Origin of the sequence: Nocardiopsis kunsanensis DSM 44524 (assembly GCF_000340965.1) — a bacterium.
Taxonomy (GTDB): domain Bacteria; phylum Actinomycetota; class Actinomycetes; order Streptosporangiales; family Streptosporangiaceae; genus Nocardiopsis; species Nocardiopsis kunsanensis.
In genome coordinates this window covers 1-23,764 of sequence record NZ_ANAY01000045.1, presented here as the reverse complement: position 1 = coordinate 23,764, position 23,764 = coordinate 1, and the positions used below count along the sequence as shown (strand labels likewise).

The following is a 23,764-nucleotide window of genomic DNA, read 5'->3' as shown; positions in this document are numbered from 1 at the left end:
GGCGTCAGACGGCCACTGTGTGCCGGAGTCCGAGTCCGTCCGGGTACGGCCGCAGATAGGTCTGGTCCCGGACCCACCGCGCCTCCTCCGGCGCGCAGTTGTGGCGCAACAGGGCCATCGGCAGGCTCAACGGCGCTCGTTCCTGCCGGTAGTCCTCGATCGAGGCGAGCAGATCGTGGCGGCGCGCGTCGTCCAGCAGCGGGCTCAGCATCCCGAACGCGTGCTGCAGGGCGTTGGCGTGTCTCCCCCGGCTCGAACGCACCGCGAGTGTCCGTCGGAAGGCCTCGGTGTAGGTTTCCTCCGTCGATTCCCGCTGGACCGATCCCGCGCGCGCCACCAGCCTCCCCGTTTCCCGGTAGCCCTCCGGCGAGTGCACCATGAGCTGCAGTTTGTGCCGGGTGTGGAACTCCACCAGGTCGCGCGTGCGCCAGTCTTCGGAGAACAGGGCCCGCAGGCGCGCGTGCGCGAAGACCCGCTCCACGAACCATTCCCGCAGCGACGCGTCCATGAGGCGCCCCTGTTCCTCCACCGGCAAGGACGGCAGGAGCCGGGTGAGCCGGTCGGCGAAGGCCCCGCGCCCACCGCCGTGCACCCTGTTTCCCTCGTCGTCGGCCACGGGTAGCGCGAAGAGGCCGCAACTGGGTGACTTGTTCTTGAGCACGTAGCCGTCGGCCTCACGCAACCGTTCGAGGTGGTGGTCGGCGGTGGCGGACAGGTCCTTGGTGTGGTCGGTGCCGTCGGCGTTGGAGACCGTCCGATCTCCCCCGCCGAGGCGCCGCAACCGCAGAGTGGGACGGGGCGTGCCCAGGCCGATCTCCGCCTCCGGGCACACCGGGAGCCAGTCCACGAAGCGGTCCAACTCGTCGGTGAGGAACCGGTGGCGGGAGTGGCCGCCGTTGTGGCGCACGGGCGCCCCCAAGAGGCAACTGGAGACCCCCACCAAAGGGCGGACCTCCATCATGTCCTGTGTGGAAGAGGCGGATGTCTTCATGTTTCCGCCCTACCCGCGTGCCCGCTCTCTGGCACTGTGGTCACCACACCGATCTCGCACCAAAACCTGTGACCGAGAGTGAGGAAGCCCTGGTGGTAGCGCCTGCCGTCGTCCTTTTCACCCAGGACCTCCGTGTCCGCGACCATCCCGCACTCACATGTGTGCTCGAGGAGGGACGCCAGGTCGTGCCCCTGTTCGTCCTCGACCCCGTACTGACCGGGCGGGCGTCCCGCAACCGCAACGCCTACCTCGCCGAGGCCTTGGAGGACCTGCGTTCGGCCCTGCGGGGCCGCGGCGGAGACCTGATCGTCAGGCAGGGCGAGTCAGCGGACCAGGTCCACGCTCTCGCCCAGGAGACCGGGGCCACCGACGTCCACCTCTCCGCCGGAGTCAGCCGTTTCGCCCGGCGCCGTATGGAGCGGATCGCCGAGAAGGGTCTGCGTGCCCGCACTCACCCCGGTATCACGGTCGTCCCTCCGGGTGAGGTCACCCCGAGCGGGGGCGACCACTACAAGGTTTTCACCCCTTACTGGCGCGCTTGGGAGGGCACCGGTCGGCGGCCGGTGCTGCCCGCCCCCGACCGGGTTCCGGTGCCCTCCGGCCTCGAAACCGGTGACATCCCCGCTCATCTGGCCGAGGAGGGCCGGGGTGTACCTGCCAACGTCCCTCTGCGTGGAGGGGAGGCACGTGCCCGCGTGCGCAGGGACGACTGGATCGACGGCGGCCTCGCCGAATACCCCGACCGCCACGACGACCTGCCAGGCCGGGCCACCTCCCACCTGTCGGCCGACCTGCGCTTCGGTTGCCTGTCCCCCTTGGAGCTGGAACGCGCGGTCCACGAGCGCGGCGGCGACGCCTACGTGCGGCAACTGGCCTGGCGTGATTTCCACCACCAGGTCACCGCGGCCTTCCCTGCCATCACCGTGCGCGACTACCGCGACCGGGGCCGCACCTGGCACGAGGACCCCGATGCGCTGGAAGCCTGGAAGCAGGGGCGTACCGGGGTCCCGATCGTCGACGCCGGCATGCGCCAGCTCCTCGACGAGGGGTTCATGCACAACCGGGCCCGTATGATCACTGCGGCCTTCCTCACCCGCACCCTGCGCGTGGACTGGCACCACGGCGTCGCCCACTTCGACGCCCACCTGTACGACGGTGACGTCGCCGACGACCACGGCAACTGGCAGTGGGTCGCCGGCACCGGCAACGGCACCCGGCCCAACCGCGGGTTCAATCCCCTGCGCCAGGCCCGCCGCTTCGACCCCGACGGTGTCTACGTGCGGCGCCACGTCCCCGAGCTCGCCGATCTGCCCGGGCGTCGGGCACACACACCCTGGAAGGAGGACCCGCCTCCGGCGGGGTACCCGGCGCCGATCGCCGCCCCCGAGGGCGGATGAGTCCCCGGCTCGGCTCGGAGGCCCCGAGGGCGTCACCGACGCCGTGGTCCTCCCCGCTCGGTGCCGGGCCCGTTGGACCGCCGGCAGATGCTGCAGGTGGCCGACGGTCATGCCTTCCGGCCGACCGGTGAGACGGGTGCGGGCGCGGATCTCAGGCCTCGTGCTCGAACGCGGCCTCGAACGCCGCCAACGCCTGGGCGTCGAACAGCACGAATCGGATGTCGGGCACGGTGCGCGGGGCCGTGTGCACCGAACGCGCGGCGATCCGGGCCGCGTCGTCCAGCGGCCAGCGGTAGACCCCCGTGGAGATGGCGGGGAAGGCCACCGAGGCCGCGCCCAGCTCCTGTGCCACCTTCAACGACTCGGTGAAACACGAGGCCAGAAGCCCACTGCGGTCCTGGGTGGTGCTGTGGACCGGGCCGACGGTGTGGATCACCCAGCGCGCAGGCAGGTCACCGGCGGTCGTGGCCACCGCCTGCCCGGCCGGGAGCCCGTTGGCGTAGTGCGAGCCGCGTAGCTTTCGGCACTCCTCCAGGATCTCGGGTCCGCCCCGCCGGTGGATCGCACCGTCGACCCCGCCGCCTCCCAGGAGAGAGCTGTTGGCGGCGTTGACGACCGCGTCGACGTGTTGCTCCGTGATGTCGCCACGCAGGAGAGTGATCCGCGTGGGGGTCTTGTCAGCCATGCTCGCCCCCTACCCGCCGGGCAGCAGATCTCCACGGTCCTGCCGTCCGGGTCAAGAACCACTTGCTCACGGGACATCGAGATTTAACGTGGGGGTACGACAGCCTGTAGTAGAAGCCCCGGTAGACTCACTCGTATGAATCGGCTCGGCGAACTCGAACGTGCGGTGATGGATGTACTGTGGGCACGGAACGAACCAATGACGGTGCGTGAGGTGGGCAAAGCTCTGGCCGACCGCGATCTCGCACACACGACCGTCATGACCGTGCTCGACCGGCTCGCCAAGAAGAAGGTCGTCGATCGTGCACGTGAGGGACGCGCGTGGCGGTACAGTTCGGCAGCGAGCCGAGAGAACTACGTGACGGAGCTGATGTTCGACGCGCTCGGCCAGACGGGTGACCGCGACGCCGCCCTTGCAGCCTTCGTCCAGTCCATGGACGGCCAGGAGGCTGAAGCGCTCCGGCGCGCACTCGCTGAAGCCGAGCAGCCAAGGAAATAGCCCGTATGGTCAGTGCAGCCCTCCTCTCCCTGGTCTCGGTCGGCTGTCTTTGGGCCATGGAAGCCCTGCACAGGGCCGCATGGCCCTCCCGAGGCCCCTACACGGCCGTCATCGCCTGGCAGGCGCTCGGCCTGGCCTGGGGCGTGTCCACCATCGGAGCGCTGCTCTCCTTCGGTCTGTCCTCGTACCAGCAGGGCGCCGCTGCCGGCAGCATGGCGCTGCTCGGCGACATCTTCACCGGGGATCTCTTCCTCGCGGAACTCTCCCACGGGCTCGAAGGCGTCAGCCACATCGTGGCCGTGGTGCTGGCCACCGTGCTCACCCTGGTCCTCTTCTACGGTCTGGTCTCCTCGTTCGTGCAGGTCGTCCGGGTCCGCCGACGCCACCACGACCTCCTGGAGCTCGTGGCCGAGGACCACCCCGACGTACCGGGTGCCCGGGTCGTCGACCACCCCGTGGCCGCCGCGTACTGCCTGCCGGGGATCCTGCGTTCACAGGTCGTCATCAGCGCCGGTGCGCTGGAGGTCCTCGACGACAAGGAGCTGGCGGCCGTACTCGCCCACGAGCAGGCCCACCTGCGCCAGCGCCACGACCTGGTACTGCTGCCCTTCTCCTCCCTCAAGCGGGCCTTCCCCAAGGTGCGGTTGGTACGCACCTACTACGAGAGCGTCGCACTGCTCATCGAGATGTGCGCCGACGACCAGGCCCGCCGCACCAGTTCCCCGCGCGAACTGGCCACCGCGCTGATGCGTTTCGGCGCGGCCGGCCCGGCCCGGGTCCCGGACGGGGCGATGGCCGTGGCCGAACAGACCCAGCCCGGGGTCCTGCAGCGGGTCAACCGACTGCTGCGCCCCGACGACGAGCTCTCCTACCACGCCGGTGCGTTCGTGATGGGCGCCTCCGCCTTCCTGCTCTCCTCCGTCGTCTGCCTCTGGCACATCCCGGTCTGAGCGACACCCACGAGCGCCTGCGCCCCGGCTCCGCTGCGGAGCCCCCACACCGCCCGTGCGCTGCGACGAGAGCACTGACACCCTCGCTGGAACGGCTCATCGGGCACGATTGATGCTCTGTGTCCGTTTACCTTGGGAGCGGTGTGGAACGCCCGCTCAACGCGCTGTCGGGAGAGTGATCCTTGTGAGCCTGATCTGGTACGCCGTCTACCTGGCCACGTTCGTGGCCAGCCTGTATGCGCTGGTCGAAGCGGTACGCACGCCGGCCGCCGCGTTCGAAGTGATGGACAAACAGACCAAGAAGCTCTGGCTCATCCTCACCGGAGCGGCGACCGCGCTCTCCGGACTCGCGGTGTTCTCCGGCCGCGGCGTGCTCGTCATCGCCTGCCTGGTGGTGACGCTCATCTACCTCCTCGACGTGCGGCCCGCGGTCAAGGGCGTGGGCCGGAACAACGGTCCCTACGGCCCCTGAGGAGGCCGTTCCTCGGCTCTGGAAGCGACCGGGGCCTCCCGTTCGGTGACCTCCGTGCCCTCGACCGAGACCCGCCACAGCGCTTCCGCGTAGCCCGGGTCCTCGGTGTAGGAGGAGTGCCCGAGGATCTCCGGACGGCGGGCCTCCCCGGGCGGCGCCCCGTAGGAGACAGGGTCGGTCAGCGGTTCTCCCGGCTCCACCACCGTCAGCGCGCCCCCGCGGTCGTCGGGGTCGGTGTGCAGCCGTACGGGCCCGCCGATGGCGTCGCTGCGACGCCACAGGTTCCGCCACCCCGAGACACGGTTCTGCAGGTCGGCGAAGGACCGCGGGCCGAAATAGGCCGGGAAGTAACGTGCGTAGAGCCTGTCCAGCGGAGACCCGTGCGTGAGCAGCCCGACCCTGCCCAGGCAGTCGCGCGGCAGCTGCCACACGGTCGCCGCGGCCAGTACCGACCCCTGGGAGTGCCCGGACAGCACCACGTTCGTGCCGTCCCTGGCCAGATGGGACACCCGCACCGTCAGCTGCGGTACGGCCCGCTCGGCGTAGGAGGGCGGGGCCAAGGGGTGCGCCACCCGGGGCCAGAACGTGCCCACGTCCCACAGCGCACCCACCGCCTGCCGGGTGGGCCGATCGCTGTAGGCGCTGCGGCCGATCCACACCAGCGCCACCAACGCGCCCGCACCGATCAGGGAACCGACACCGGTCATGGTGCTGATCGTCTCCTGCGCCACGCCCTGCAGACCGTCGGCCACGGCGCTCGCAGCGGGCGCCGGACCGGCCTCCATGCCGCCGGTCAACACCGAGCGCAACGCCAGCCCGACCAGAGCCAGGACCGGCAACAGCAGTGCCAGGAGCACCCCCGGCAGCACCTCGGTCAGGCGCCCGCCCGCCCAGGCACTCGCGATGTCGCGTGTGCGAGGTGCGTCCTCACTGCGGCCGTAGTGCTCGGCCACCCGGGGCTCCTGGGCGCGTTCACCCACCCGCAACCGGACCCACAGGAACACTGCGGCCAGGAGCACCACCACGGCCTCGAGCGCGATGGTCAGCTGTAGCCACGAGTAGATCTCCGGCGGCGCGAGCGGCAGGCAGTCGGTCCCCTCGGTGGCCAGCGCACCGCACCCGCTCAGCCACACCGAACCCTGGAAGACCAGCGCCGCGGAGAACGCGCCGCCGAGCAGGACCCCCAGCGCCGCCGTCGCCGGCCCCGCCTGGCCCCGCATCGCCGTGAGGCCGTGCGCCCGGTCGGCCGTCTGCAACGCCACGGCGGCCCCCACCAGGACGAACACCAGAACCCCCTGCACCGTGAACAGGGTGTTCAACATCTCCGTGGCCCCGGGCAGGCGTCCCTCGGCCGCCCACCCCGGACGCGGCCAGAGCGTGTACAGAACCACCACCGCAGTCAGTCCCGACGTGAGGTCGCGCAGCACCCTGCAAACCAGGTCGGCGCGTGCGTTCCACCGCGGGTCCACCCCGGGGACCAGCACACTGACGGCCGCGACCGCCACCACCGCGGCCAGCAGGACCGCCAAGGCCACCCCGGGGACCCAGGAACCCGGCAGGACCGGCACGCCCAGCGCGTGCGCATCCAGGTCGTACCGGAGCGCCGGCACCAGCAACAGCGCCGCCACCGTGCCCATGGCCACCGCGATGTGGGCCGAGCGCAGCCGGGCCATGGTCTCGCTGTTGTTCCAGAAACCGGACCTGCTCAACGGCGCGGCATCGGTGGGCTCGGGCGGCACCCGGCCGTCGGCCACCTCGTAGTCGGCGGCAGTGCGCCGGGAGAGGCGCCACAGCACCACCACGACCAGCGCGGGCAGGACCGCACCGATGAGCAGGGCCGTCCCCGGGTCGGACAACGGTGAGGCCGGGGAGGCCAGGAAAGCCAACCACGGCCGTGCCTGCACACACTCCTCCGCCTGCGCCGGACACTGCCAGGCCACCAGGTCCATGCCGATCCCTGCCGCCGCCAGCACGATGAGCACCGTCAACGACAGCGCCAGGAGCCGCACACTCGCGCCGTACAGGTTGCCGGCCACCCGACGCAGCCCGCGCGGACCGCGGTCGACCCTCCCCGGACGCATCCAGTACGCCATGTTGACCAGCATGAACGGTAGGAGAAGCAGCCAGAACGCCCGAGAGGCGTTGCCGGACGTGAGGTTGCCCCAGGCGAAGATCTCCCGCCGCATACCGGGCACCGTCTCGGTGTCGGGCTCGCGCCGCCAGCGGAAGAAACCCGCCATGCGGTCGCCGCCCACCCGTACTGCCGGTTCGACGTCCAACAGTTCCGTGGGGCGGCCCCCACTCACCCCGTGCACACGCAGCTCGACCCGGTCGGCGTCGGGGGCGGGGCCGTCGGGTGCGGGACCGGGGGCCGGTGCAGGAAAGGGAGCGCGGGGGCCAGGGGGTGCGGAGTGATCCGGCATGGTCGCCATATTGCCGCCTCCGGCTCCCGGCAAACAGTCCCGGCCGCGAACCTGTGGACAACGGCCGCACCCGGCCGCACGGAAACACCGACCCGCACCCGGACAGGTCGACAGAGCCCGGTCAGCGGACCTCTTCCTCGGGCGCTTCCCAGGTGTTGCAGGCGCCCGGCTCCTGTTCCTCCCAGCCCCGCTCGGTCCAGGCCACACTGTTGTCGATCGAGCCGTGCGTACGCTCCTCCGCCGTCTCGTCGGGACGGTCGGCGGTCGCGGCTGCGTCGGTCAGGAGCGTGTCCAGGTCCCCGTCGGTCAGCGGATACGAGACCCGGACCGCCCCCAGGAACGCCCCCGCCATGCAGTTGGCCTGCAGCTCGCTGCGCCGGGTCCACGAGTTCCGGTCGGCCTCGTCCGGCTCCAGCCGACGTTGCTCGTGGTAGTACTCCAACAACCCCGACTGGCTCTGCACGTGGTGGGCGTACTCGTGGGCCAGCAACGACGCGTAGACGACGCTCTGCGTGGCCCCGTTCCACTTGTCCACCACATCGGTCAGGCCGATGTAGATGCTCCCGCTCACCCGGCAGTAGAACGCTCCGGCAGGGGAGGGGTAAGGACGGCAGGGGCTCGTCCCCGGTTCCTCCCAGAACACCCGCTCGGGTGTCTCGAACTCGAGACCGACCTCGGCGAACTGCGTCTCCCACGTCCGGTCCAGACAGTCGGCGACCGTGTGGAGGAACCCTTCCATCGATTCGGGGACCTCGGGCTCCAGCTCCGGAACCGGGCACGGCAACGGGCTCAACCGGCCCGACCCGTAGATCGGGTTGGCCACCAGAGCCGTACGACCCGTCGGCCGGTCCTGGGCCCCCGCCTGCCCCGGGAGGGCCCGATCGCCGGGCGCCCCGTTCTCGTCGGCGGGCGGGGGACCCCCGCCGCTCGCCCCCTCCGTCTCCCGGGACGTGTCGCCGGACCGTTGCTCCGACACCGTCGCCCACGACAGCAGGGCCAGAGCCGTGAGCACCACGAGCACGGCCGCCACGAGCGCGAAGCCCCGCCGATCGGTACGTCGGTTCCTGCGCACCGTCCCGGACCGGGACGGTTCTCCGAAGCCCGAGTGCACGCCTGGTCCGCCCACCTGTTGTCACCGTCACCGTCTCCGGCCGCAGGGGAGGCAGTTGCGGCCCTCGGCCCGACTCACCGCACCAGCGGCTCGTCGGCCACCCACGTGTTGCAGGAGGCCGGATTCAACCGGTCCATGCCGTGGAGGGTCCACAGGATCCCGTTCTCCTGTGAACCGTGCGTGTGTGCGCCGCCGCTGTCGCTACGGCGTTCGACGTCGTCGAGGATATTCTGCTGCTCCGATCGACCGTGCCCGAGCGCGTCACCCGAGGCCCCCAGGAACACCCCGCCCAGACAGTTGGCCTGGAGCTCGTTGCGCCTGGTCAGCTCGTCCCCGCCGTCCTCACTCGCCCCGGCACGGGCACTGTGCAGCTCAGCCAGCATCCCGGACTGCCCCTGCACGTGGTGCCCGTACTCGTGGCTGAGCAGGAACGTGTACGCCTCCGGTTCGTCGTTGCCGGCGGACGCCTCCACGATGTCCTCCACCCCCACGTACAGGCCCTCGTTCGCCCCACAGTAGAACGCCGCCGTGCCCTCGCTGGGGAACGGGCCGCACGGGCTGTGCCCGGGCGCGTGCCAGTACACGCGGTTGGGTGAGGAGAACTCGAGCCCGGCCTCCTCGAAGTAGTCCGACCACGCGGCGTCCAGACAGTCGGCGATGGAGTGCGCGAACCCCTCCATCGATTCCGGGTCGGACTCGTCCAGCTCCGGTGCAGTACACGTGACCTCACCCAGCTCGCCGACCCGGTACAGCGGGTTGTCCCCCAGAGGGTCCTCCCCGTGCCCTTCGCCGTCTGAACCGGCCGTCGACTCCGCTGTGACGGCCCCGTCCGGGGGCGGGCCCCCGACTGTGGTGAATCCGGGGTCGGACCAGTCGTGCCCACCCGGCGGGAACGCCGACGAGATCGCGAGGAAGCCCGTGGCACCCACTGCCGCGAGTCCGGTACCCAGAGTCAACGCCGTCCCCAGGCCCATCCGCTGGAGGAGCCCGGGACGCTCGGCCCAGACCCCCGCGTCGGGCAGGGGCCGCGATCTCACTCCACGCCCCCCACACACGAGGGGTGACCTGCGCCCGACGCGCACACCCCGGGCAGAGACACACAAAGTGACCGGATAGGCTCTCGCGTCATGTGGTGGGTCGACTCCTGGCGTCGGGCGGTCGCGGGCGCGACCGCCCTGATCGTGCTGTGTTCGCTGGTCACGGCTGCGCTTATCGGCGGGGCAGGGGGAACGCCCCGGGCCGAGGCCGCGGCCGCGACGAGTCCCACAATATCGGGGAACACCCCGAGAAGTGCCGACCAGGGGCCCCTCATCACCAACGACATCCAGCTCGAACTCGACGACGACGGCGTGCTCAGGGCACAGGAGACCATCGCGTTCGACGGCGAGGCACCGGAGACCTTCAGCCGCGCGCTGACCACGGTGATGCTCTACGACGAGGAGTACGACCGCCGCTTCGGGATCGACCGTGTCCGCGCGGTCGACCCCGACGGAGGCACCGTCCCCGTCGAGACCGAACAGGAAGGCTCCTCCCTCCTCGTCCGCATGGACACCGCCGGCCGCGACCGGGTCCAGCTCGACTACACCGTCACCGGCGCCGTCACCGAGGTCACCGGAGGCATCCAACTGGAGTGGCGCGCCGTGGGAGCCTACAGCCACACCGTGGAGAGCACCGACGTGACCGTCCGAGCGCCCCTGCCGCCCGAAGCGCTCTCCTGCCTGGCCGGCGAACCCCGCAGCGCCATGTACTGCACGGCCTCGGACATGGGCATGGACGCCTCCCTCTCCCACTTCCTCCAGGCCGACATGGCCCCCACCGACCGGCTCGACATCGTCGTCACCTACCCCGAGGGCACCGCCGAGGCCGCACCCGACCTCGAACGGCGCTGGTCCCTGGCCTCGGCCTTCGCCATCACCCCCACCACGGCCACCCTCTTCGGGCTCCTGCTACTACTGCCCGTGGCCGGACTCGTCGCCCTCGTGCGCATCCGCGGCCGGGACGAGCGCGCTCTACGCAAGGAGTCCGCCGCGGGCGACAACGACCCGGTACAGGACCGGCCCGGCGCCCTGCCCCGCTTCCACGCCCCCGACGACGTGCATCCCGGCCAGATCGGCACCCTCATCGACGAACGCGTCGACATCGCCGACCTCACCGCCACCGTCCTCGACCTCGCCGTCCGCGGGCACCTGCGCATCGAGGAGCTCCCCCAACACCGCTTCACGTTCGTCGACTGGCGCTTGGTGCGCGAGAGCGGCGAAGCCGACGAGCCCCTCCTGCCTTCCGAGGAACTCCTCATGGAGGCCCTCTTCGGCGACGCGGAAACCGTCACCCTCTCCGAGCTCGCCTCGGCACGCAGAGCCCCGCACTTCCCCGAACGCATCGACCGGGTCCGTGACCAGCTCTACCGGGACATGGTCCGCCTGGGCTGGTTCGCGCGCTCACCCGACCAGGAGCGCGGACTGTGGACCACCGTTGGCATGGCCGTCACCGCCGCCGGCGTACTCCTCACCGGCGTACTCGCGGCCTTCACCGGGTTCGCCTTCACCGGGCTCGCCATCGTCATCGTCGGTGCCGCCGTCACCGCCGGCGCCCAGTACATGCCCGCCAAGACCCGTCTCGGCAGCTCCGTGTACGCCCACACCATGGGCTTCCGCGACTACCTGCTCAGCGAACGCGCAACGCAGGTACCGGCCGACCGGCGCGTCGTCTTCTTCTCCCGATACCTGCCCTACGCCGTCATCTTCGACGACGTCGAGCGCTGGGCCGCACTGCTGGCCCAGGCGGCCGGCACCGACCTCACCCGGACCGAACTCGACGGTGACGGGCTCCACTGGTACACCGGTCCGGAGGGATGGCGGCCCGAGGAAGACCTCGCCGACTCCGTCAGCACCTTCCTGGTGACCCTCACCGGCGCCATCACCAACACCCGGCGGCTGCGCTCCCTCAACAGCTTCAGGACCGATTCGTGACCAGGAGGACGACATGCGCGCGGTCGCACAACGGGTCTCGCACGCGTCGGTGACCGTCGACGGACGGACCGTCGGCGAGATCACCGGGCCGGGGCTCATGGCCCTCGTGGGCGCCACCCACACCGACACCGGGGCCGAGGCCGCCAGGATCGCCAAGAAACTGTGGACGCTGCGGATCCTGGAGGACGAGAAGTCGTGCTCCGACATCGGGGCCCCGCTCCTGGTCGTCAGCCAGTTCACTCTCTACGGCGACGCCCGCAAGGGCCGGCGCCCAACGTGGCAGGCGGCCGCACCCGGGCCGGTGGCCGAACCCCTGGTCGATGCGGTGGTGAAGGAACTGCGCGAGCTCGGCGCCGAGGTCGCCACCGGTGTCTTCGGTGCACAGATGTCGGTCGGCCTCACCAACGAGGGGCCCTTCACCGTCATCATCGAGGCCTGAAAGGCGGCCCCGGTGCCGGGCAGAGTGCGCCCGGCGCCGAACGGCGGAGCGCCCCGTCCGGAGCGGACCGGGGCGCTGCGAGCGGCGTGTGAGCGCTCAGTTCGCCTCGACCGTGACCGGTTCGAACTTGTAACCCAGACCGCGCACGGTGACGATGTAGCGCGGGTGGGAGGGATCGTCCTCGATCTTGGCGCGCAGCCGCTTGACGTGCACGTCGAGGGTCTTGGTGTCACCGACGTAGTCGGCGCCCCACACCCGGTCGATGAGCTGCATCCGGGTGAGCACCCGCCCGGCGTTGCGCAGGAGCACCTCCAGCAGCTCGAACTCCTTCAGCGGGAGCTGGACGTCCTCGCCGCGCACGGTCACCACGTGGCGCTCCACGTCCATACGCACCGGACCGGCCTCCAACGCGGCGGGCAACGGGACGTCCTCCTCGCCCCGGCGGCGCAGTACGGCACGGATACGGGCCACCAGTTCACGGGAGGAGAACGGCTTGGTGACGTAGTCGTCGGCGCCCAGCTCCAGGCCCACGACCTTGTCGATCTCGGAGTCCTTGGCGGTCAGCATGATCACGGGGACGTTCGACTTCTGCCGCAGGGCACGGCACACCTCGGTGCCGGACAGCCCCGGAAGCATCAGGTCGAGCAGGACGAGATCCGCGCCGGTGCGGTCGAAGGTCTCCAGGGCCACGTTCCCCGTCGGGGCCACGACGACCTCGAAACCTTCCTTGCGCAGCATGTACGACAGAGCGTCGCTGTAGGATTCCTCGTCCTCGACAACGAGTACGCGCGTCACAGGGCCGCCTCCTGACGGTCGGTGTTTCGGCGGGTGCCATACCCTCCGGCCTCGGGCCTGGGCAGACGCAGGGTGAACGTCGAGCCCGACCCCTCCTTGCTCCACACGGTCACTTCTCCACGGTGATGGGTCATGATGTGTTTGACGATGGCCAGGCCCAGACCGGTGCCCCCGGTGGCCCGGCTCCGAGCGGCGTCCACCCGGTAGAACCGCTCGAAGATCCGTTCGAGGTCCTGCTGCGGTATGCCTATGCCCTGGTCGGCGACGCTGATGTCGACCGAGGAGCTCGAGCGCCCAACCGAGACCGCGACCCGGGTGTTCTTGGGGCTGTAGGCCACGGCGTTGGAGACGAGGTTGCGCAGCGCGGTGCCGAGCAGGCTCTCGTCGCCCATGACCGTGATCCCTTCGGCGCCGCTGCCGACCAGGTCGATGCCCTTGGCGTCGGCCGGCATGCGCACCGTGTCCAGTGCTTCCTCCACGATGGCGTTGAGATCCACGGGTGCGGGCTCGGCCATGGGTTCGGCACCCTGGATGCGGGAGAGCGTGATGAGGTCCTGGATGACCGCTGTGAGACGGTTGGCCTCGGTCTGCATACGCTCGGTGAAACGGCGGACGGCCTCGGGATCGTCACTGGCGTCCTGTACGGTTTCCGCCAGCAAGGACAGAGCGCCCACAGGGGTCTTCAACTCGTGCGAGATGTTGGCGACGAAATCACGCCGCACTGCTTCCAGCCGCCGGTGCTCGGTCTGGTCCTCGGCCAGTACCAGCACCAGACCCGTACCGCCGAGCGGGGCCACACGCACGGCGAACGAGGTCGCGTCCGGACCGAACTTGCGGACCGCCACCTCGATGTCGGTCTCCCTGATCACACCGTCGCGGCGTACCTGCCGGGCCAGGGCCAGCAGCTCGCTGATGACCAGTTCCTCGCCCCGCACGATACCGAACGCACGCGCGGCCGAGGAGGCCCGCAGTACCCGGTCGGCCGAGTCCAGGACCACGGCGGAGGAGGGCAGAGCCGCCAGGACCTCGGCGATACCCGGCGGAAGTGTGGTGCCGTCCCGGCGTTGTTCGGCCGTTTGCCTGTTGCCGCGGCCCGGGCCGGAACGGCCGTTGGCTCTGATCACGGAGCTGACCACGGCGCCGACGACGACGCCGAGCACGAGTCCGATGATGCCCGCCACCGCGGCGAGAAGTTCCCCTTGCACGATTCGATCGTAAACGTGCGAGGTGAGGCTTTACCCGGTCAGGGCATCCGGCACGTCGTAGGTTCGCCGATCGTTCACCGAACCTTGGCCGACACTTCGAATGAGCACTGGGAGCATTGACTCATGCGCGATACCTACCACGAGGGCCTGGACAGCCTGAGCGAACGCCTCATCGAGATGACGAGGCTGGCCAGGCATGCAGTGGCCCGAGCGACCACAGCGCTGCTCGACAGCGACCTCAACGCGGCCCAGGAGGTCATCTCCGGTGACGAGGAGATCAACCGTCTGGACCAGGAGATCGAGCACACCGCCTTCAGTCTCATGGCCCGCCAGCAGCCGGTCGCCTCCGACCTGCGCCTCATCATCACGTCGCTGTACATGCGGGGCGATCTGGAGCGCATGGGCGACCACGCCGTCCACCTGGCCAAGATCGCCCGCCGGCGCCACCCCGACTCGGCGATCCCCAAGCCGCTCCGTTCGATCGTGCTCGAGATGGGGCACCAGGCCGAGATGCTGGTCACCAAGGCGGGTGAGGTCATCTCGGAGAAGGACCCCGACACCGCCTGGGAGCTGGACAAGGACGACGACAGGATGGACCGCCTGCGCCGCAAACTCCTGGAGCGTATCCTCGCGCCCGGTTGGGAGTACGGAGTGGAGGCCACGATGGACGCAACGTTGGTCGGGCGGTTCTACGAACGCTTCGGTGACCACGCGGTGCACGTGGCCGACAACCTCGTCTACATGGTCACGGGGGACCGGCGTGAGGACTACGAGCCGGACGCGTGAGGCGTCTCTCGGACGGACCGCGTTCGGCGTGTCGCGGCGGTTCGGAATCTCCTCGAGTGCGGGGGCCGAGAGGCCTCCGCGCCTCTCCGACCAGGCACGTCGTAACCTTCGGGTATACTTTGTCAAGCCTCGAAATGTGTGGCCTGACCTGCAACTTCACAAACCTAATAGGTACGTTAAGTCACGGATTCGTGGTATCCTTGTGCTAGCGGAAGGGGTACCTGTCACATGGCTTTCAAGGTCGGCGACACTGTTGTCTACCCCCATCATGGGGCTGCTCGCATCGAAGCGATCGAAACTCGCACTATTAAGGGCGAGGACAGAACCTACCTCGTTCTGAGGGTTGACAAGGGCGATCTGACGGTGCGTGTGCCCGCTGAGAACGCCCAGGAAGTCGGCGTTCGCGACGTGGTGGGGCAGGACGGCCTGGACAAGGTCTTCGAGGTGCTGCGGGCTCCGCACACCGAAGAGCCTACGAACTGGTCCAGGCGCTACAAGGCGAATCTGGAGAAGTTGGCGTCGGGCGACGTCAACAAGGTCGCCGAGGTCGTCCGTGACCTCTGGCGCCGGGACAAGGAGCGCGGTCTCTCCGCCGGGGAGAAGCGCATGCTCGCGAAGGCCCGCCAGATCCTCGTCAGCGAGCTCGCGCTCGCTGAGAAGACCAACGAGGACAAGGCCGAAGCCCTCCTCGACGAGGTCCTCACCACCTAGGGCCTGTTTGGTGGACACCGAGTTACCTGCTGCGCGGCGCCCCAGCGGCACTCTCGCTGCGTTCTCGTCAGTCAACGGCACATCCAGGCCGGTTCCTTCTTCGGTCTTGCGATGGCACCACTGGATACGCTGCTCGCGACGGAAGGCACCCACCGAACAGACCCTGGAGACCCACAGGCGAACTGATCGCCGCCCCGGTATTCGGTCGTTGGGCCGGCCGGGGCGCGATTGTGGAATATCACTTCTTCATGACACGAATTCCCAGGGTGGGTGTCGGGACCGACGTCCATCCTTTTTCTCCTGACCACGCCCTTTTTCTCGCCGGCCTGGAATGGCCGGGAGAAGATGGTGTCAGTGGCCATTCCGACGGCGACGTGGCTGCCCATGCCGCCTGCGATGCCCTGTTGTCCGCATGCGGGTTGGGCGACCTCGGATCCAACTTCGGTACGTCCGATCCCCGCTGGAAGGGCGCCTCCGGTGCGTCCCTGCTCGCCGAGACCGTCGCCCGCGTGCGTGCGGCCGGTTTCGCGGTCGGCAACGTCTCGATCCAGATCATCAGCAACCGGCCCAAGTTCGCCCCGCGCAGGGCGGAGGCGGAGCAGGCCCTCGGCGAGGTCGTGGGCGCGCCTGTGAGCGTCTCCGCGACCACCTCGGACGGCCTCGGCCTCACGGGTCGGGGCGAGGGGATCGCGGCGGTGGCCACGGCGCTCTGCGTGCCCGACGACTGACACGGAGGCGTGCCGACCGATCCGGGAGCGGCTCCGCAGGGTCAGTCCTCCGGGCGCATCGGTTCGCTGCGGACCCGCCGGGAGGGCGGGCCGGAACTGAGATCGGGCATCGGAGGACGGCGCGGCTTGAGCACCATCGGGCGCTTGTCCAGGGAAAGTGCGTCCCGGTCCTGCGCGGCCGGGGATGACCGGGACGACGCCGGCGGGGGAGGGTCCTGCCGGGGCGAACCGGCAGTCCGGTGTCCGGTCTCCTCCCCGGCGGTCTCCTCGTCGGCCGGTTCTGTGGTCCCGGCGGGTTCTGTGCAGGGGGCCGGGAGATCGCGGCTCCCGCTCTCCCGCGTCTCCTGGTGCTCGGAGCCGGGGCGGGCCCGATCAGGTGGGGCATCGGCGCTCCGGCCGAAGGCCGCGCGGTCCTCGGGGCCGGTGTCGTGGTCCAGCGCCGGTACGGGCCGTACGTGCTCCTCTGCCTCGTCGGGGGCATCGGCGCTGTCGGGGACGTGCTCGGCCGCGGGTCCGTCGTCCTCCGGCGGGGTCCACACCGGTGGCACGTAGTCGTCGAGGACCCCTCCGGTCTCCTCCGACGGCGGTTCCCACAGGTCGCTCTCCTGCGGCGGTTCCCACAGGTCGGTGCCGTCCGGACCGTCCTCCCCCGAGGACTCCTCCACAGAGGGCCCGTCCACAGCAGCGGGGACGGGGCGGAGGTCCTCCTCGCCGGTCCCCGCGGACACGTCCGGCGCCTTCTCGGGTACGGGGGCCGGGGCCGAGGCCCCGTGCTCTGGGACGGCGGGTGCCTCGGCCTCGTCGGTGGCCGGGTCGCCCACGGGGGGCTGGTGCTCGAAACCCTCGTCGGGTCCGGGAGCGGGGACCCCGGTCGGCCGGGGTCCTGTTCCCTCCCCTCCTTCCTCGGCTGCGGGCGCCCGATCACGCGGCCGGGAAGCGCCCGGGACGACCGGGGTCTCCTCGGCAGCACGTTTGATGGGGTTGCCTCCGCCGCTCCGGCGGGGGAGCGGAGCGGTGGGTCCGGGCGCGGCCTCGGCACGGGCGCCGGCCTCCTGTCCGTCTGCGGGCCCGTGCTCCGGATCAGGGGCCGAGGAGGCGTCAGCGGGGCGGGGTTCCTCCTCCGGCCGGGCGGAAGGGCCCTCAGCGGGTTCCGGGTCGGGGAGTGCTCCGGTGTCGGCGGGCTCGGTGTCCTGGTCACCGTCGGTGGCACCGACCGCAGGCAGGTGCTCGGTGTCGACGCGGTCCTCGCCGGGCGCATCGTCCCGTGGGCTCTGACCGAGGTCGAGCAGCCGGCTCTTGAGCGGTGCGGGTTCGGCCCCCTCACCGGTCGGACGGCGTCCGGGGAGCACCGTGGTGCGGTCGGCCGAGGGGCGCGGGCGGGGTACGGCGCTCTGGTGGCGGCGGCGCATGTGGGCACGCACGGTGATCCACAGCAGGATCGCGATGAGGAGCGCGGCCAGCGGAGCGACCGCGACGATGACGTTGGCCGCGCGCTCCGACAACAGTGCTCCCTCGACCTGCGGGTCGAAGAAGCCGAGGTTGCGCGCGGCCATGGTGGCCCCCGCGGTCAGGATCAGCAGGGGGATGAGTCCCACGTCGACCCACAGGCGGTCGCGGGGCGGGGCCGACCGCAGGACGTAACTGACCCAGAAGGCCATGAGGACGAGCAGGGCGTAGGACACGGGGAACACGTGCGCGAACGCGCTGCCCTCGTGTCCGCCGTACTCTGCGAGCTGGAAGAGGCCGTGGTAGGAGAGCACGAGCGCGCATGCGGTGATGAAGCCGACGAAGACGGCAGCACCGACGATGGGGCCGGCTCCCGCTCCACGGTCACCGGACCGGTAGCGCTGTTCCTCGGAGGTCGTTTTGTTAGGGGCCATCGTCATCGCAGAGTAGTCCAGGGGGTGGCGCCAACACGAGATTCCGGCCGATTCCGGTTGCTTCCCGGCGGGGCCGGATGCCGATAGCCGGGTGATATGCCTGGTTCGGTCGTTCGAGGGGGCTTGTGCGAGCGGTTTATCTCCCATGCCATGGATATGGATACGGCTCAGCCATTTCTCCCGTGCGCGTCCACGACCGCCGGATGCACGGGCCGGGGCCACAGGGACATCGGTTTGTGACGTGCGGGCCAAGGGGAAGCAGATACGCTTGACAGTGTGAGTCTGCGCTTTTATGACACCAGTGCCCGACAGGTCCGCGAATTCGTCCCTCTGCGCGAGGGCTGTGCGTCCCTGTACCTGTGTGGTGCCACAGTGCAGGCGCTCCCGCACATCGGGCACATCCGCTCCGGCGTGAACTTCGACGTCCTGCGGCGGTGGCTCACCCATCTGGGCTACGACGTCACCTTCTGCCGCAACGTCACCGACATCGACGACAAGATCATCGTCACCGCCGCCGAAGAGGGTGTGCCGTGGTGGCATGTCAGCGAGCGCAACCAGCGCGCGTTCACCTGGGCCTACGACACCCTCGGCTGCCTGCCGCCGACCGTGGAGCCCCGGGCCACCGGCCACGTGCCCGAGATGATCGAGCTCATGCAGCGCCTCATCGACGACGGCCACGCCTACGTGGCAGAGGACGGATCCGGGGACGTCTACTTCGACGTGCGCTCCTACCCGTCCTACGGTGAGCTCTCCAACCAGCGCCTCGACCAGGTGCAGGAGGCCGCCGACTCCGACCCCGGCCGGGACAAGCGCGATCCGCGCGACTTCGCCCTGTGGAAAGGCGCCAAACCGGGTGAACCGAGCTGGAACACCCCCTGGGGCCGTGGCCGGCCGGGCTGGCACCTGGAGTGCTCGGCCATGGCGACCAAGTACCTGGGACCGAGCTTCGACATCCACGGCGGCGGCCTGGACCTGGTCTTCCCGCACCACGAGAACGAGCAGACGCAGTCCCGTGCCGCCGGCGACGGGTTCGCCCAGTACTGGCTGCACAACGGCATGCTCAAGGTCGGCGGCGAGAAGATGAGCAAGTCCGTGGGGAACTCGCTCCTCATCCCGAAGCTCATCGAGAAGGTGCGCCCGGTCGAGCTGCGGTACTACCTGACCCAGGCCCACTACCGCTCCACCATCGACTACTCCGACGAGGCGCTGGCGGAGGCCGCGGCCGCCTACCAGCGTGTGGAGGGTTTCCTGACCCGTGTCGCCGAGACGGCCGGCGAGGTCGTCCCCGCCGAGCGGGTGCCCGCGGACTTCGAGGCGGCGCTCAACGACGATCTCGGTGTCTCCCAGGCGCTGGCGGTCGTGCACGGCCATGTGCGGGAGGGCAACAGCGCTCTGGCCTCCGGGGGGAGCGACAAGGCTCTCCAGTACGCATCCGAGTTGCGCACCATGCTCGACGTGCTGGGTCTGGACCCGCTCGGCGAGCAGTGGTCCGGCAGCGGGGACCAGGGGTTGACGGAGGTCGTGGGCACTCTGGTGTCGGTGGCGCTGGAGCAGCGGCAGGCGGCCCGGGTCCGCAAGGACTTCGCGGCAGCAGATGAGATCCGGGACCGCTTGGCCGAAGCCGGCGTGGTGGTCGAGGACACCCCGCAGGGCCCGCGTTGGGACCTGCGCCGGGGGTGAGACCTCCGCCCTGCCGGACCCGGCGGGGCCTGTACGTCCGGGGTGCCGTGGCTCGTCCGCTGCGGCGCCCCGTGGTTGTTCTCCGGCCCCGGAAAGGGGCGCGCGTGCGGGACCGACAAGTTCGGGAGCGTTCCCAGAAATTCGACCGACTCCCCTTGTCGGTGACGGGGGCTGCACGTACAGTAACTTAACACCTGTTCAGTAGAGGTGAACTACACGTCTACGAAAGGTCCGCACGACCACAGGTCGTGCGGGTCAGGGCTCGTTTCCCGCCACTCTCCACCCCCGGAGTATCGAATGAGCACCGAGAACAAGAACCACCCCCACACCTTCCGACACATCCGCCGCAGGACCGCTCGCAACGTCACGTCCGTCCTGGCCGCGGGCGCAGCCGTCGCCCTCACCACGACCGCCTTCACTTGGGGCGTCGACACCGAGCAGGCCGCCGGCCCCGCCTCCCACGACACGTCCAGGCCGGGCGAGCTCGTGTGGTCCGACGAGTTCGACGGGGCCGCGGGCGAGGCGCCCGACCCCGCCAATTGGAACCATGAGACCGGCGACCACGGTTGGGGCAACCAGGAGCTGCAGAACTACACCACCAGCCGGGACAACTCCGCACTCGACGGTGACGGCAACCTCGTCATCACCGCCCGGGACGAGGGCCACGAATACACCTCTGCCCGCATGACCACCCAGGACAACATGGAGCACCGGTACGGCCGGATCGAGGCCCGCGTGCAGCTGCCGAGCGGACAGGGCATCTGGCCCGCGTTCTGGATGCTCGGCTCCGACTTCCCCGACACCCCCTGGCCCGACTCCGGCGAGATCGACGTCATGGAGTACATCGGCAGCGACCTCGGCACCGTCCACGGCACCGTTCACGGCCCCGGGTACTCCGGGGGCGGGGGTGTCGGCGCCTCCTACGGCCACCCCGACGGAGGTTCCTTCGCCGACGACTTCCACGTCTTCGCCATCGACTGGGAGCCCGGGTCCATCACATGGTCGGTCGACGGTGTTGCCTTCAACACCGTCACCACGGAGGACGTCAGCGGTGCCTGGGTCTTCGACCAGGAGTTCTTCCTGATCCTCAACGTGGCCGTCGGCGGTGAGTGGCCCGGATACCCCGACGAGAGCACCGAGTTCCCCCAGCAGATGGCCGTGGACTACGTGCGCGTCTACGACATGGGGTGACTCTGCTCCCGAGGAGCCTGCCCTCCGAGCCCGGGAAGCGCCCACGCCCGGAGCCGGAACCGAGGGGCCCGGGGCCGCGGACCGAGGTGTCCGCGCCCGGGCCCTTCGGCCTGTGCGGGCCAGGCGGGCCGTGACGAGGACCTGCCGGTCCCGCGTCCCCAGTAGTCTGGGGGTTTGCCCGCCCGTTCCGGGCGGCGCGACAGACCCGCCGGACGCACCGCGCTTCCGGCATGCTCGCAGAACGTACGGAGGCGGCGACCATGCCGGCGAAGAAGAGTAAGAAGGGCCCGACCAAGGGCAGCGGCGGCAAGAACCGCCGTTCCCTCGAGGGCAAGAGCGGAACCCTGCCCGCCGAGCAGCGCCACTGGTACGAGGGCAAGCAGCGGGCCAAGTCGGCCAAGGCCGACAGGGCCCCCAAGGGTGGCGCACCCAAGGGCGGCGCACGCTCCGAGCAGCGTTCCCACAAGGTCGACTCCGACCTGCTCGTGGGGCGCAACCCCGTCCTCGAGGCCCTGCGTGCCCGAGTTCCCGCCAAGCGTCTGTTCCTCATGAACAGCCTCGACGCGGACAACCGTGTCAACGAGGCCGCGCGTCTGGCCGGTGACCAGGACGTCGACGTCTCCGAGGTCACCCGCGCAGAGCTCGACCGCCGCTGCGACAGCAACGGCCAGCCCGGTGCCGCGCACCAAGGCATCGCTCTGCAGGTGCGCCCCTACGAGTACGCGACCCCCGAGGAGCTGTTGGACCGCGCCCGGGCGGCCGACGAACCGGCCCTCCTGGTGGTCCTGGACGGCATCACCGATCCGCACAACCTCGGCGCCATCGCCCGTTCCGCGGCCGCTTTCGGCGCCCACGGGATCGTGATCCCCGAGCGCCGCACCGCAGGGGTCAACACCACGGTGTGGAAGACCTCCGCCGGAACGCTGGCACGCCTGCCCATCGCGCAGGCGACCAACCTCAACCGGACCCTGGAGGCCTTCAAGAAGGAAGGGCTCTTCACCGTCGGCCTCGACGCCGACGGCGACGTGTCCCTGCCCGGTCTCCACCTGGCCACGGGACCGCTCGTGGTCGTGGTCGGTGCCGAGGGCAAGGGTGTCTCGCGTCTGGTGAAGGAGAACTGCGACGCCGTCGCGAGCATCCCGATCACCGCCGCCGAGTCGCTCAACGCCTCCGTCGCTGCGGGTGTGACCCTCTACGAGATCGCACGCCTGCGCGCCGAGCAGGGCTGATTCCGGGTTCCGGGGCGCCGCCGGGCGTCCCGGAGACGACCCGGCCGTGCCGAGTGGGCTCATCGGCTCAGAAACCGGTACCATTCGAGTGGACGCTCCGGTTCCGGCCCGGGAGCGCTCGCCAGCGTAGCTCAATCGGTAGAGCAACCGCCTTGTAAGCGGTAGGTTGCGGGTTCAAGTCCTGTCGCTGGCTCTTCTCCGAACACGGGAAAGGCCCCGCCACCTGTTCTCGCAGGTGGCGGGGCCTTTTCATGCGTCGGTGGTCGGCGGCGGCCGATGACAGGTCGCGGTGGATGGTTGTTCGGGATGCGTTACCGGCCGAGCCCCCGGAGAGGCTCACGGCCGTCGGCCCCCTGAGGTCGGACGGCGAACGCCGGAGCACGGGCAGGGCACCCGGGCCGGATCGACACCGGCATGAGTCAAGCCCTGACGAGCCCTTCGGCGCCCCACTCGAGGATGCCTTCACCGGAGGGGGACGCCTCGTGCCCGTGCTCGCGCAGGAGTCGGGCGGCTTCGTGGGAGAGCACGCAGTACCGGCCACGGCAGTAGGCGACGACCTCGACGTCGGAAGGGATCTCGTCGATCCGCCCGGCCAGTTCTTCCAAGGGGATCGATACGGCCCCGGGCAGATGACCGGCTTCGAACTCTTCGGACGGGCGGACATCCAGGACCAGCGCACGGCCCGAGGCCGCATCGGCCATGAGCTGTTCCCGTTTCACGGGACGGACCTCTTCCTCACCGAGGTAGGAACGCCGGATCGACTCGACTTCGGCCCGGTGGGCCTCGGCGACTCGGGACAGCAGCGAGGTCAGGGTGGCGACATCGTCCCCGGACAAGCGGTAGTAGATCTTGGTGCCCTCGTTGCGTGCAGTGATCAGGCCGGCCTGGCGCAGGACCTGGAGGTGGGCCGAAGCGGTGGTGAGTTTCAGGTCGACCGCACGTGCGAGCTCCTGGACCGGGCGTTCCCCCTGGGCCAGCAGCTCGACGAGTTCCAACCGCTTGCCGTGTGACAGGGCCTTGCCCGTGCGGGCGATGGCCTCGTAGAAATCGGTCTTGTCCACAGCGCCTCACCTGTCATCCAAATATCTGTAGAACAAGGTACCTGGTTGCAGCGTGGCGGAGGGGCCTGCTTCCCTGGCCATGAGGGTGGCGGGCCGCCTCGGACCCGCTGTTCAGGCAGGTCTCCACGGGGAAGCGGTACTGGTCTCGCGAGCGGCCCCGGCCACCCCGATGCCGTAGGTCGGACGGTCGTGTCCCCCGAGCCGGCCGAGATACACGTGGCCCGTCATGTGGCACCAGGCCGCCAGGTCCAGCGGGGCCGCGGGGTCGGCGGCGATGAGGTGGACCTGTGTGCCGTGCGGTAGGTCCCGGACGTGTCCACGCAACTCCAGCAGGAGCTGGACACAAGAACGGTCCTCTCCGTCGACCACGACCGGGGCGGCCGGCTCCTCGCTCACGGCAACTCCCTCCAGAACGCCCCTCCGGGTACGGGTACAGAACAGGCACCCCCGCGCAGGATCCGCCGTGGCAGGGGCTCTGTCCTTGCGTGCGTTGCGGCCCTGCTGCTCAGTTGCCCATGTCGGCGAGGTGGCGTTCGGCGTCCAGGGCGGCCGAGCAGCCGGTC

The 23,764-nt window shown here is 70.0% G+C and carries 22 protein-coding genes and 1 tRNA gene; 13 read left to right on the top strand and 10 right to left on the bottom strand.

Features of this window, described 5'->3' with window-relative positions; all coding sequences use genetic code 11:
* Positions 1 to 4 precede the first annotated feature (4 nt).
* Positions 5 to 961: a DUF1722 domain-containing protein gene (locus D456_RS0121540; protein ID WP_017578246.1), complete on the bottom strand. Its 957-nt coding sequence runs from the start codon at positions 959 to 961 to the stop codon at positions 5 to 7.
* Positions 962 to 1,083: 122 nt separating this feature from the next.
* Here D456_RS0121540 and D456_RS0121535 point away from each other — a divergent pair, with 122 nt between their 5' ends.
* Positions 1,084 to 2,388 carry a cryptochrome/photolyase family protein gene (locus tag D456_RS0121535; RefSeq protein ID WP_026116102.1) on the top strand — a complete coding sequence of 435 codons (1,305 nt, stop codon included), beginning with the start codon at positions 1,084 to 1,086 and terminating at the stop codon, positions 2,386 to 2,388.
* A gap of 151 nt (positions 2,389 to 2,539) precedes the next feature.
* Here D456_RS0121535 and D456_RS0121530 read toward each other — a convergent pair whose 3' ends face one another.
* A complete protein-coding gene (locus tag D456_RS0121530; RefSeq protein WP_017578244.1) occupies positions 2,540 to 3,073 on the bottom strand; it encodes an O-acetyl-ADP-ribose deacetylase in 534 nt (177 codons plus the stop codon).
* Between the two features lie 135 nt (positions 3,074 to 3,208).
* Here D456_RS0121530 and D456_RS0121525 point away from each other — a divergent pair, with 135 nt between their 5' ends.
* The 3 genes from D456_RS0121525 to D456_RS0121515 all read left to right on the top strand — a co-directional run bounded on the left by D456_RS0121525 (position 3,209) and on the right by D456_RS0121515 (position 4,993).
* The gene (locus tag D456_RS0121525; protein ID WP_083904662.1) at positions 3,209 to 3,571 is read left to right on the top strand and encodes a BlaI/MecI/CopY family transcriptional regulator; all 363 of its coding nucleotides are present in this window, start codon (positions 3,209 to 3,211) and stop codon (positions 3,569 to 3,571) included.
* Positions 3,572 to 3,576: 5 nt separating this feature from the next.
* Entirely contained in the window at positions 3,577 to 4,521 is a 945-nt protein-coding gene (locus tag D456_RS0121520; protein ID WP_017578242.1) for a M56 family metallopeptidase, read from the top strand.
* Between the two features lie 175 nt (positions 4,522 to 4,696).
* Entirely contained in the window at positions 4,697 to 4,993 is a 297-nt protein-coding gene (locus D456_RS0121515) for a DUF2516 family protein (RefSeq protein WP_017578241.1), read from the top strand.
* On the opposite strand, the gene D456_RS0121510 is transcribed toward D456_RS0121515, so the two are convergent.
* From D456_RS0121510 to D456_RS0121500, 3 genes are all read right to left on the bottom strand, one after another.
* The gene (locus tag D456_RS0121510) at positions 4,981 to 7,425 is read right to left on the bottom strand and encodes a hypothetical protein (protein WP_017578240.1); all 2,445 of its coding nucleotides are present in this window, start codon (positions 7,423 to 7,425) and stop codon (positions 4,981 to 4,983) included. The two genes, D456_RS0121515 and D456_RS0121510, sit on opposite strands and share 13 nt — an antisense overlap.
* A gap of 112 nt (positions 7,426 to 7,537) precedes the next feature.
* On the bottom strand, positions 7,538 to 8,527 hold the full coding sequence (locus D456_RS0121505) for a neutral zinc metallopeptidase (protein WP_026116101.1): 990 nt from the start codon (positions 8,525 to 8,527) through the stop codon (positions 7,538 to 7,540).
* Positions 8,528 to 8,601: 74 nt separating this feature from the next.
* Positions 8,602 to 9,501 carry a neutral zinc metallopeptidase gene (locus tag D456_RS0121500; RefSeq protein WP_017578238.1) on the bottom strand — a complete coding sequence of 300 codons (900 nt, stop codon included), beginning with the start codon at positions 9,499 to 9,501 and terminating at the stop codon, positions 8,602 to 8,604.
* Between the two features lie 153 nt (positions 9,502 to 9,654).
* Here D456_RS0121500 and D456_RS0121495 point away from each other — a divergent pair, with 153 nt between their 5' ends.
* Complete coding sequence (locus tag D456_RS0121495; RefSeq protein ID WP_017578237.1) at positions 9,655 to 11,496, top strand: DUF2207 domain-containing protein; 1,842 nt, start codon at positions 9,655 to 9,657, stop codon at positions 11,494 to 11,496.
* Positions 11,497 to 11,509: 13 nt separating this feature from the next.
* Entirely contained in the window at positions 11,510 to 11,935 is a 426-nt protein-coding gene (gene dtd / locus D456_RS0121490) for a D-aminoacyl-tRNA deacylase (RefSeq protein WP_017578236.1), read from the top strand.
* 96 nt (positions 11,936 to 12,031) lie between these two features.
* Here dtd and D456_RS0121485 read toward each other — a convergent pair whose 3' ends face one another.
* Together D456_RS0121485 and D456_RS0121480 are read right to left on the bottom strand one after the other, a co-directional pair.
* Positions 12,032 to 12,730 (bottom strand): response regulator transcription factor, encoded by a 699-nt coding sequence (locus D456_RS0121485; RefSeq protein WP_017578235.1) that lies wholly within the window; start codon positions 12,728 to 12,730, stop codon positions 12,032 to 12,034.
* Positions 12,727 to 13,854, bottom strand: a complete 1,128-nt coding sequence (locus D456_RS0121480) for a sensor histidine kinase (RefSeq protein ID WP_373295710.1) — start codon at positions 13,852 to 13,854, stop codon at positions 12,727 to 12,729. The genes D456_RS0121485 and D456_RS0121480 overlap by 4 nt, the downstream gene beginning before the upstream one ends.
* Before the next feature lie 204 nt (positions 13,855 to 14,058).
* Here D456_RS0121480 and phoU point away from each other — a divergent pair, with 204 nt between their 5' ends.
* The 3 genes from phoU to ispF all read left to right on the top strand — a co-directional run bounded on the left by phoU (position 14,059) and on the right by ispF (position 16,160).
* Positions 14,059 to 14,721, top strand: a complete 663-nt coding sequence (phoU, locus tag D456_RS0121475; protein WP_017578233.1) for a phosphate signaling complex protein PhoU — start codon at positions 14,059 to 14,061, stop codon at positions 14,719 to 14,721.
* Between the two features lie 228 nt (positions 14,722 to 14,949).
* Positions 14,950 to 15,432: a CarD family transcriptional regulator gene (locus D456_RS0121470; RefSeq protein WP_026116100.1), complete on the top strand. Its 483-nt coding sequence runs from the start codon at positions 14,950 to 14,952 to the stop codon at positions 15,430 to 15,432.
* Between the two features lie 248 nt (positions 15,433 to 15,680).
* Positions 15,681 to 16,160 carry a 2-C-methyl-D-erythritol 2,4-cyclodiphosphate synthase gene (ispF, locus tag D456_RS0121465; protein ID WP_193373858.1) on the top strand — a complete coding sequence of 160 codons (480 nt, stop codon included), beginning with the start codon at positions 15,681 to 15,683 and terminating at the stop codon, positions 16,158 to 16,160.
* Positions 16,161 to 16,201: 41 nt separating this feature from the next.
* Here ispF and D456_RS0121460 read toward each other — a convergent pair whose 3' ends face one another.
* A complete protein-coding gene (locus D456_RS0121460; RefSeq protein ID WP_026116098.1) occupies positions 16,202 to 18,040 on the bottom strand; it encodes a hypothetical protein in 1,839 nt (612 codons plus the stop codon).
* Positions 18,041 to 18,316: 276 nt separating this feature from the next.
* Between D456_RS0121460 and cysS the strand changes: the two genes are divergently transcribed.
* The 4 genes from cysS (at position 18,317) to D456_RS0121440 (ending at position 22,333) form a co-directional block, all read left to right on the top strand.
* The gene (cysS, locus tag D456_RS0121455) at positions 18,317 to 19,720 is read left to right on the top strand and encodes a cysteine--tRNA ligase (RefSeq protein WP_026116097.1); all 1,404 of its coding nucleotides are present in this window, start codon (positions 18,317 to 18,319) and stop codon (positions 19,718 to 19,720) included.
* A 297-nt stretch (positions 19,721 to 20,017) separates the two neighbouring features.
* A complete protein-coding gene (locus tag D456_RS0121450; RefSeq protein ID WP_017578229.1) occupies positions 20,018 to 20,911 on the top strand; it encodes a glycoside hydrolase family 16 protein in 894 nt (297 codons plus the stop codon).
* Between the two features lie 260 nt (positions 20,912 to 21,171).
* Positions 21,172 to 22,140: a 23S rRNA (guanosine(2251)-2'-O)-methyltransferase RlmB gene (rlmB, locus tag D456_RS0121445; protein ID WP_017578228.1), complete on the top strand. Its 969-nt coding sequence runs from the start codon at positions 21,172 to 21,174 to the stop codon at positions 22,138 to 22,140.
* Positions 22,141 to 22,260: 120 nt separating this feature from the next.
* Positions 22,261 to 22,333, top strand: a tRNA-Thr gene (locus D456_RS0121440).
* A 226-nt stretch (positions 22,334 to 22,559) separates the two neighbouring features.
* Here D456_RS0121440 and D456_RS0121435 read toward each other — a convergent pair.
* Together D456_RS0121435 and D456_RS0121430 are read right to left on the bottom strand one after the other, a co-directional pair.
* On the bottom strand, positions 22,560 to 23,201 hold the full coding sequence (locus tag D456_RS0121435) for an ArsR/SmtB family transcription factor (protein WP_017578227.1): 642 nt from the start codon (positions 23,199 to 23,201) through the stop codon (positions 22,560 to 22,562).
* 111 nt (positions 23,202 to 23,312) lie between these two features.
* On the bottom strand, positions 23,313 to 23,597 hold the full coding sequence (locus D456_RS0121430; RefSeq protein WP_017578226.1) for a sulfurtransferase TusA family protein: 285 nt from the start codon (positions 23,595 to 23,597) through the stop codon (positions 23,313 to 23,315).
* Positions 23,598 to 23,764: the final 167 nt, after the last annotated feature.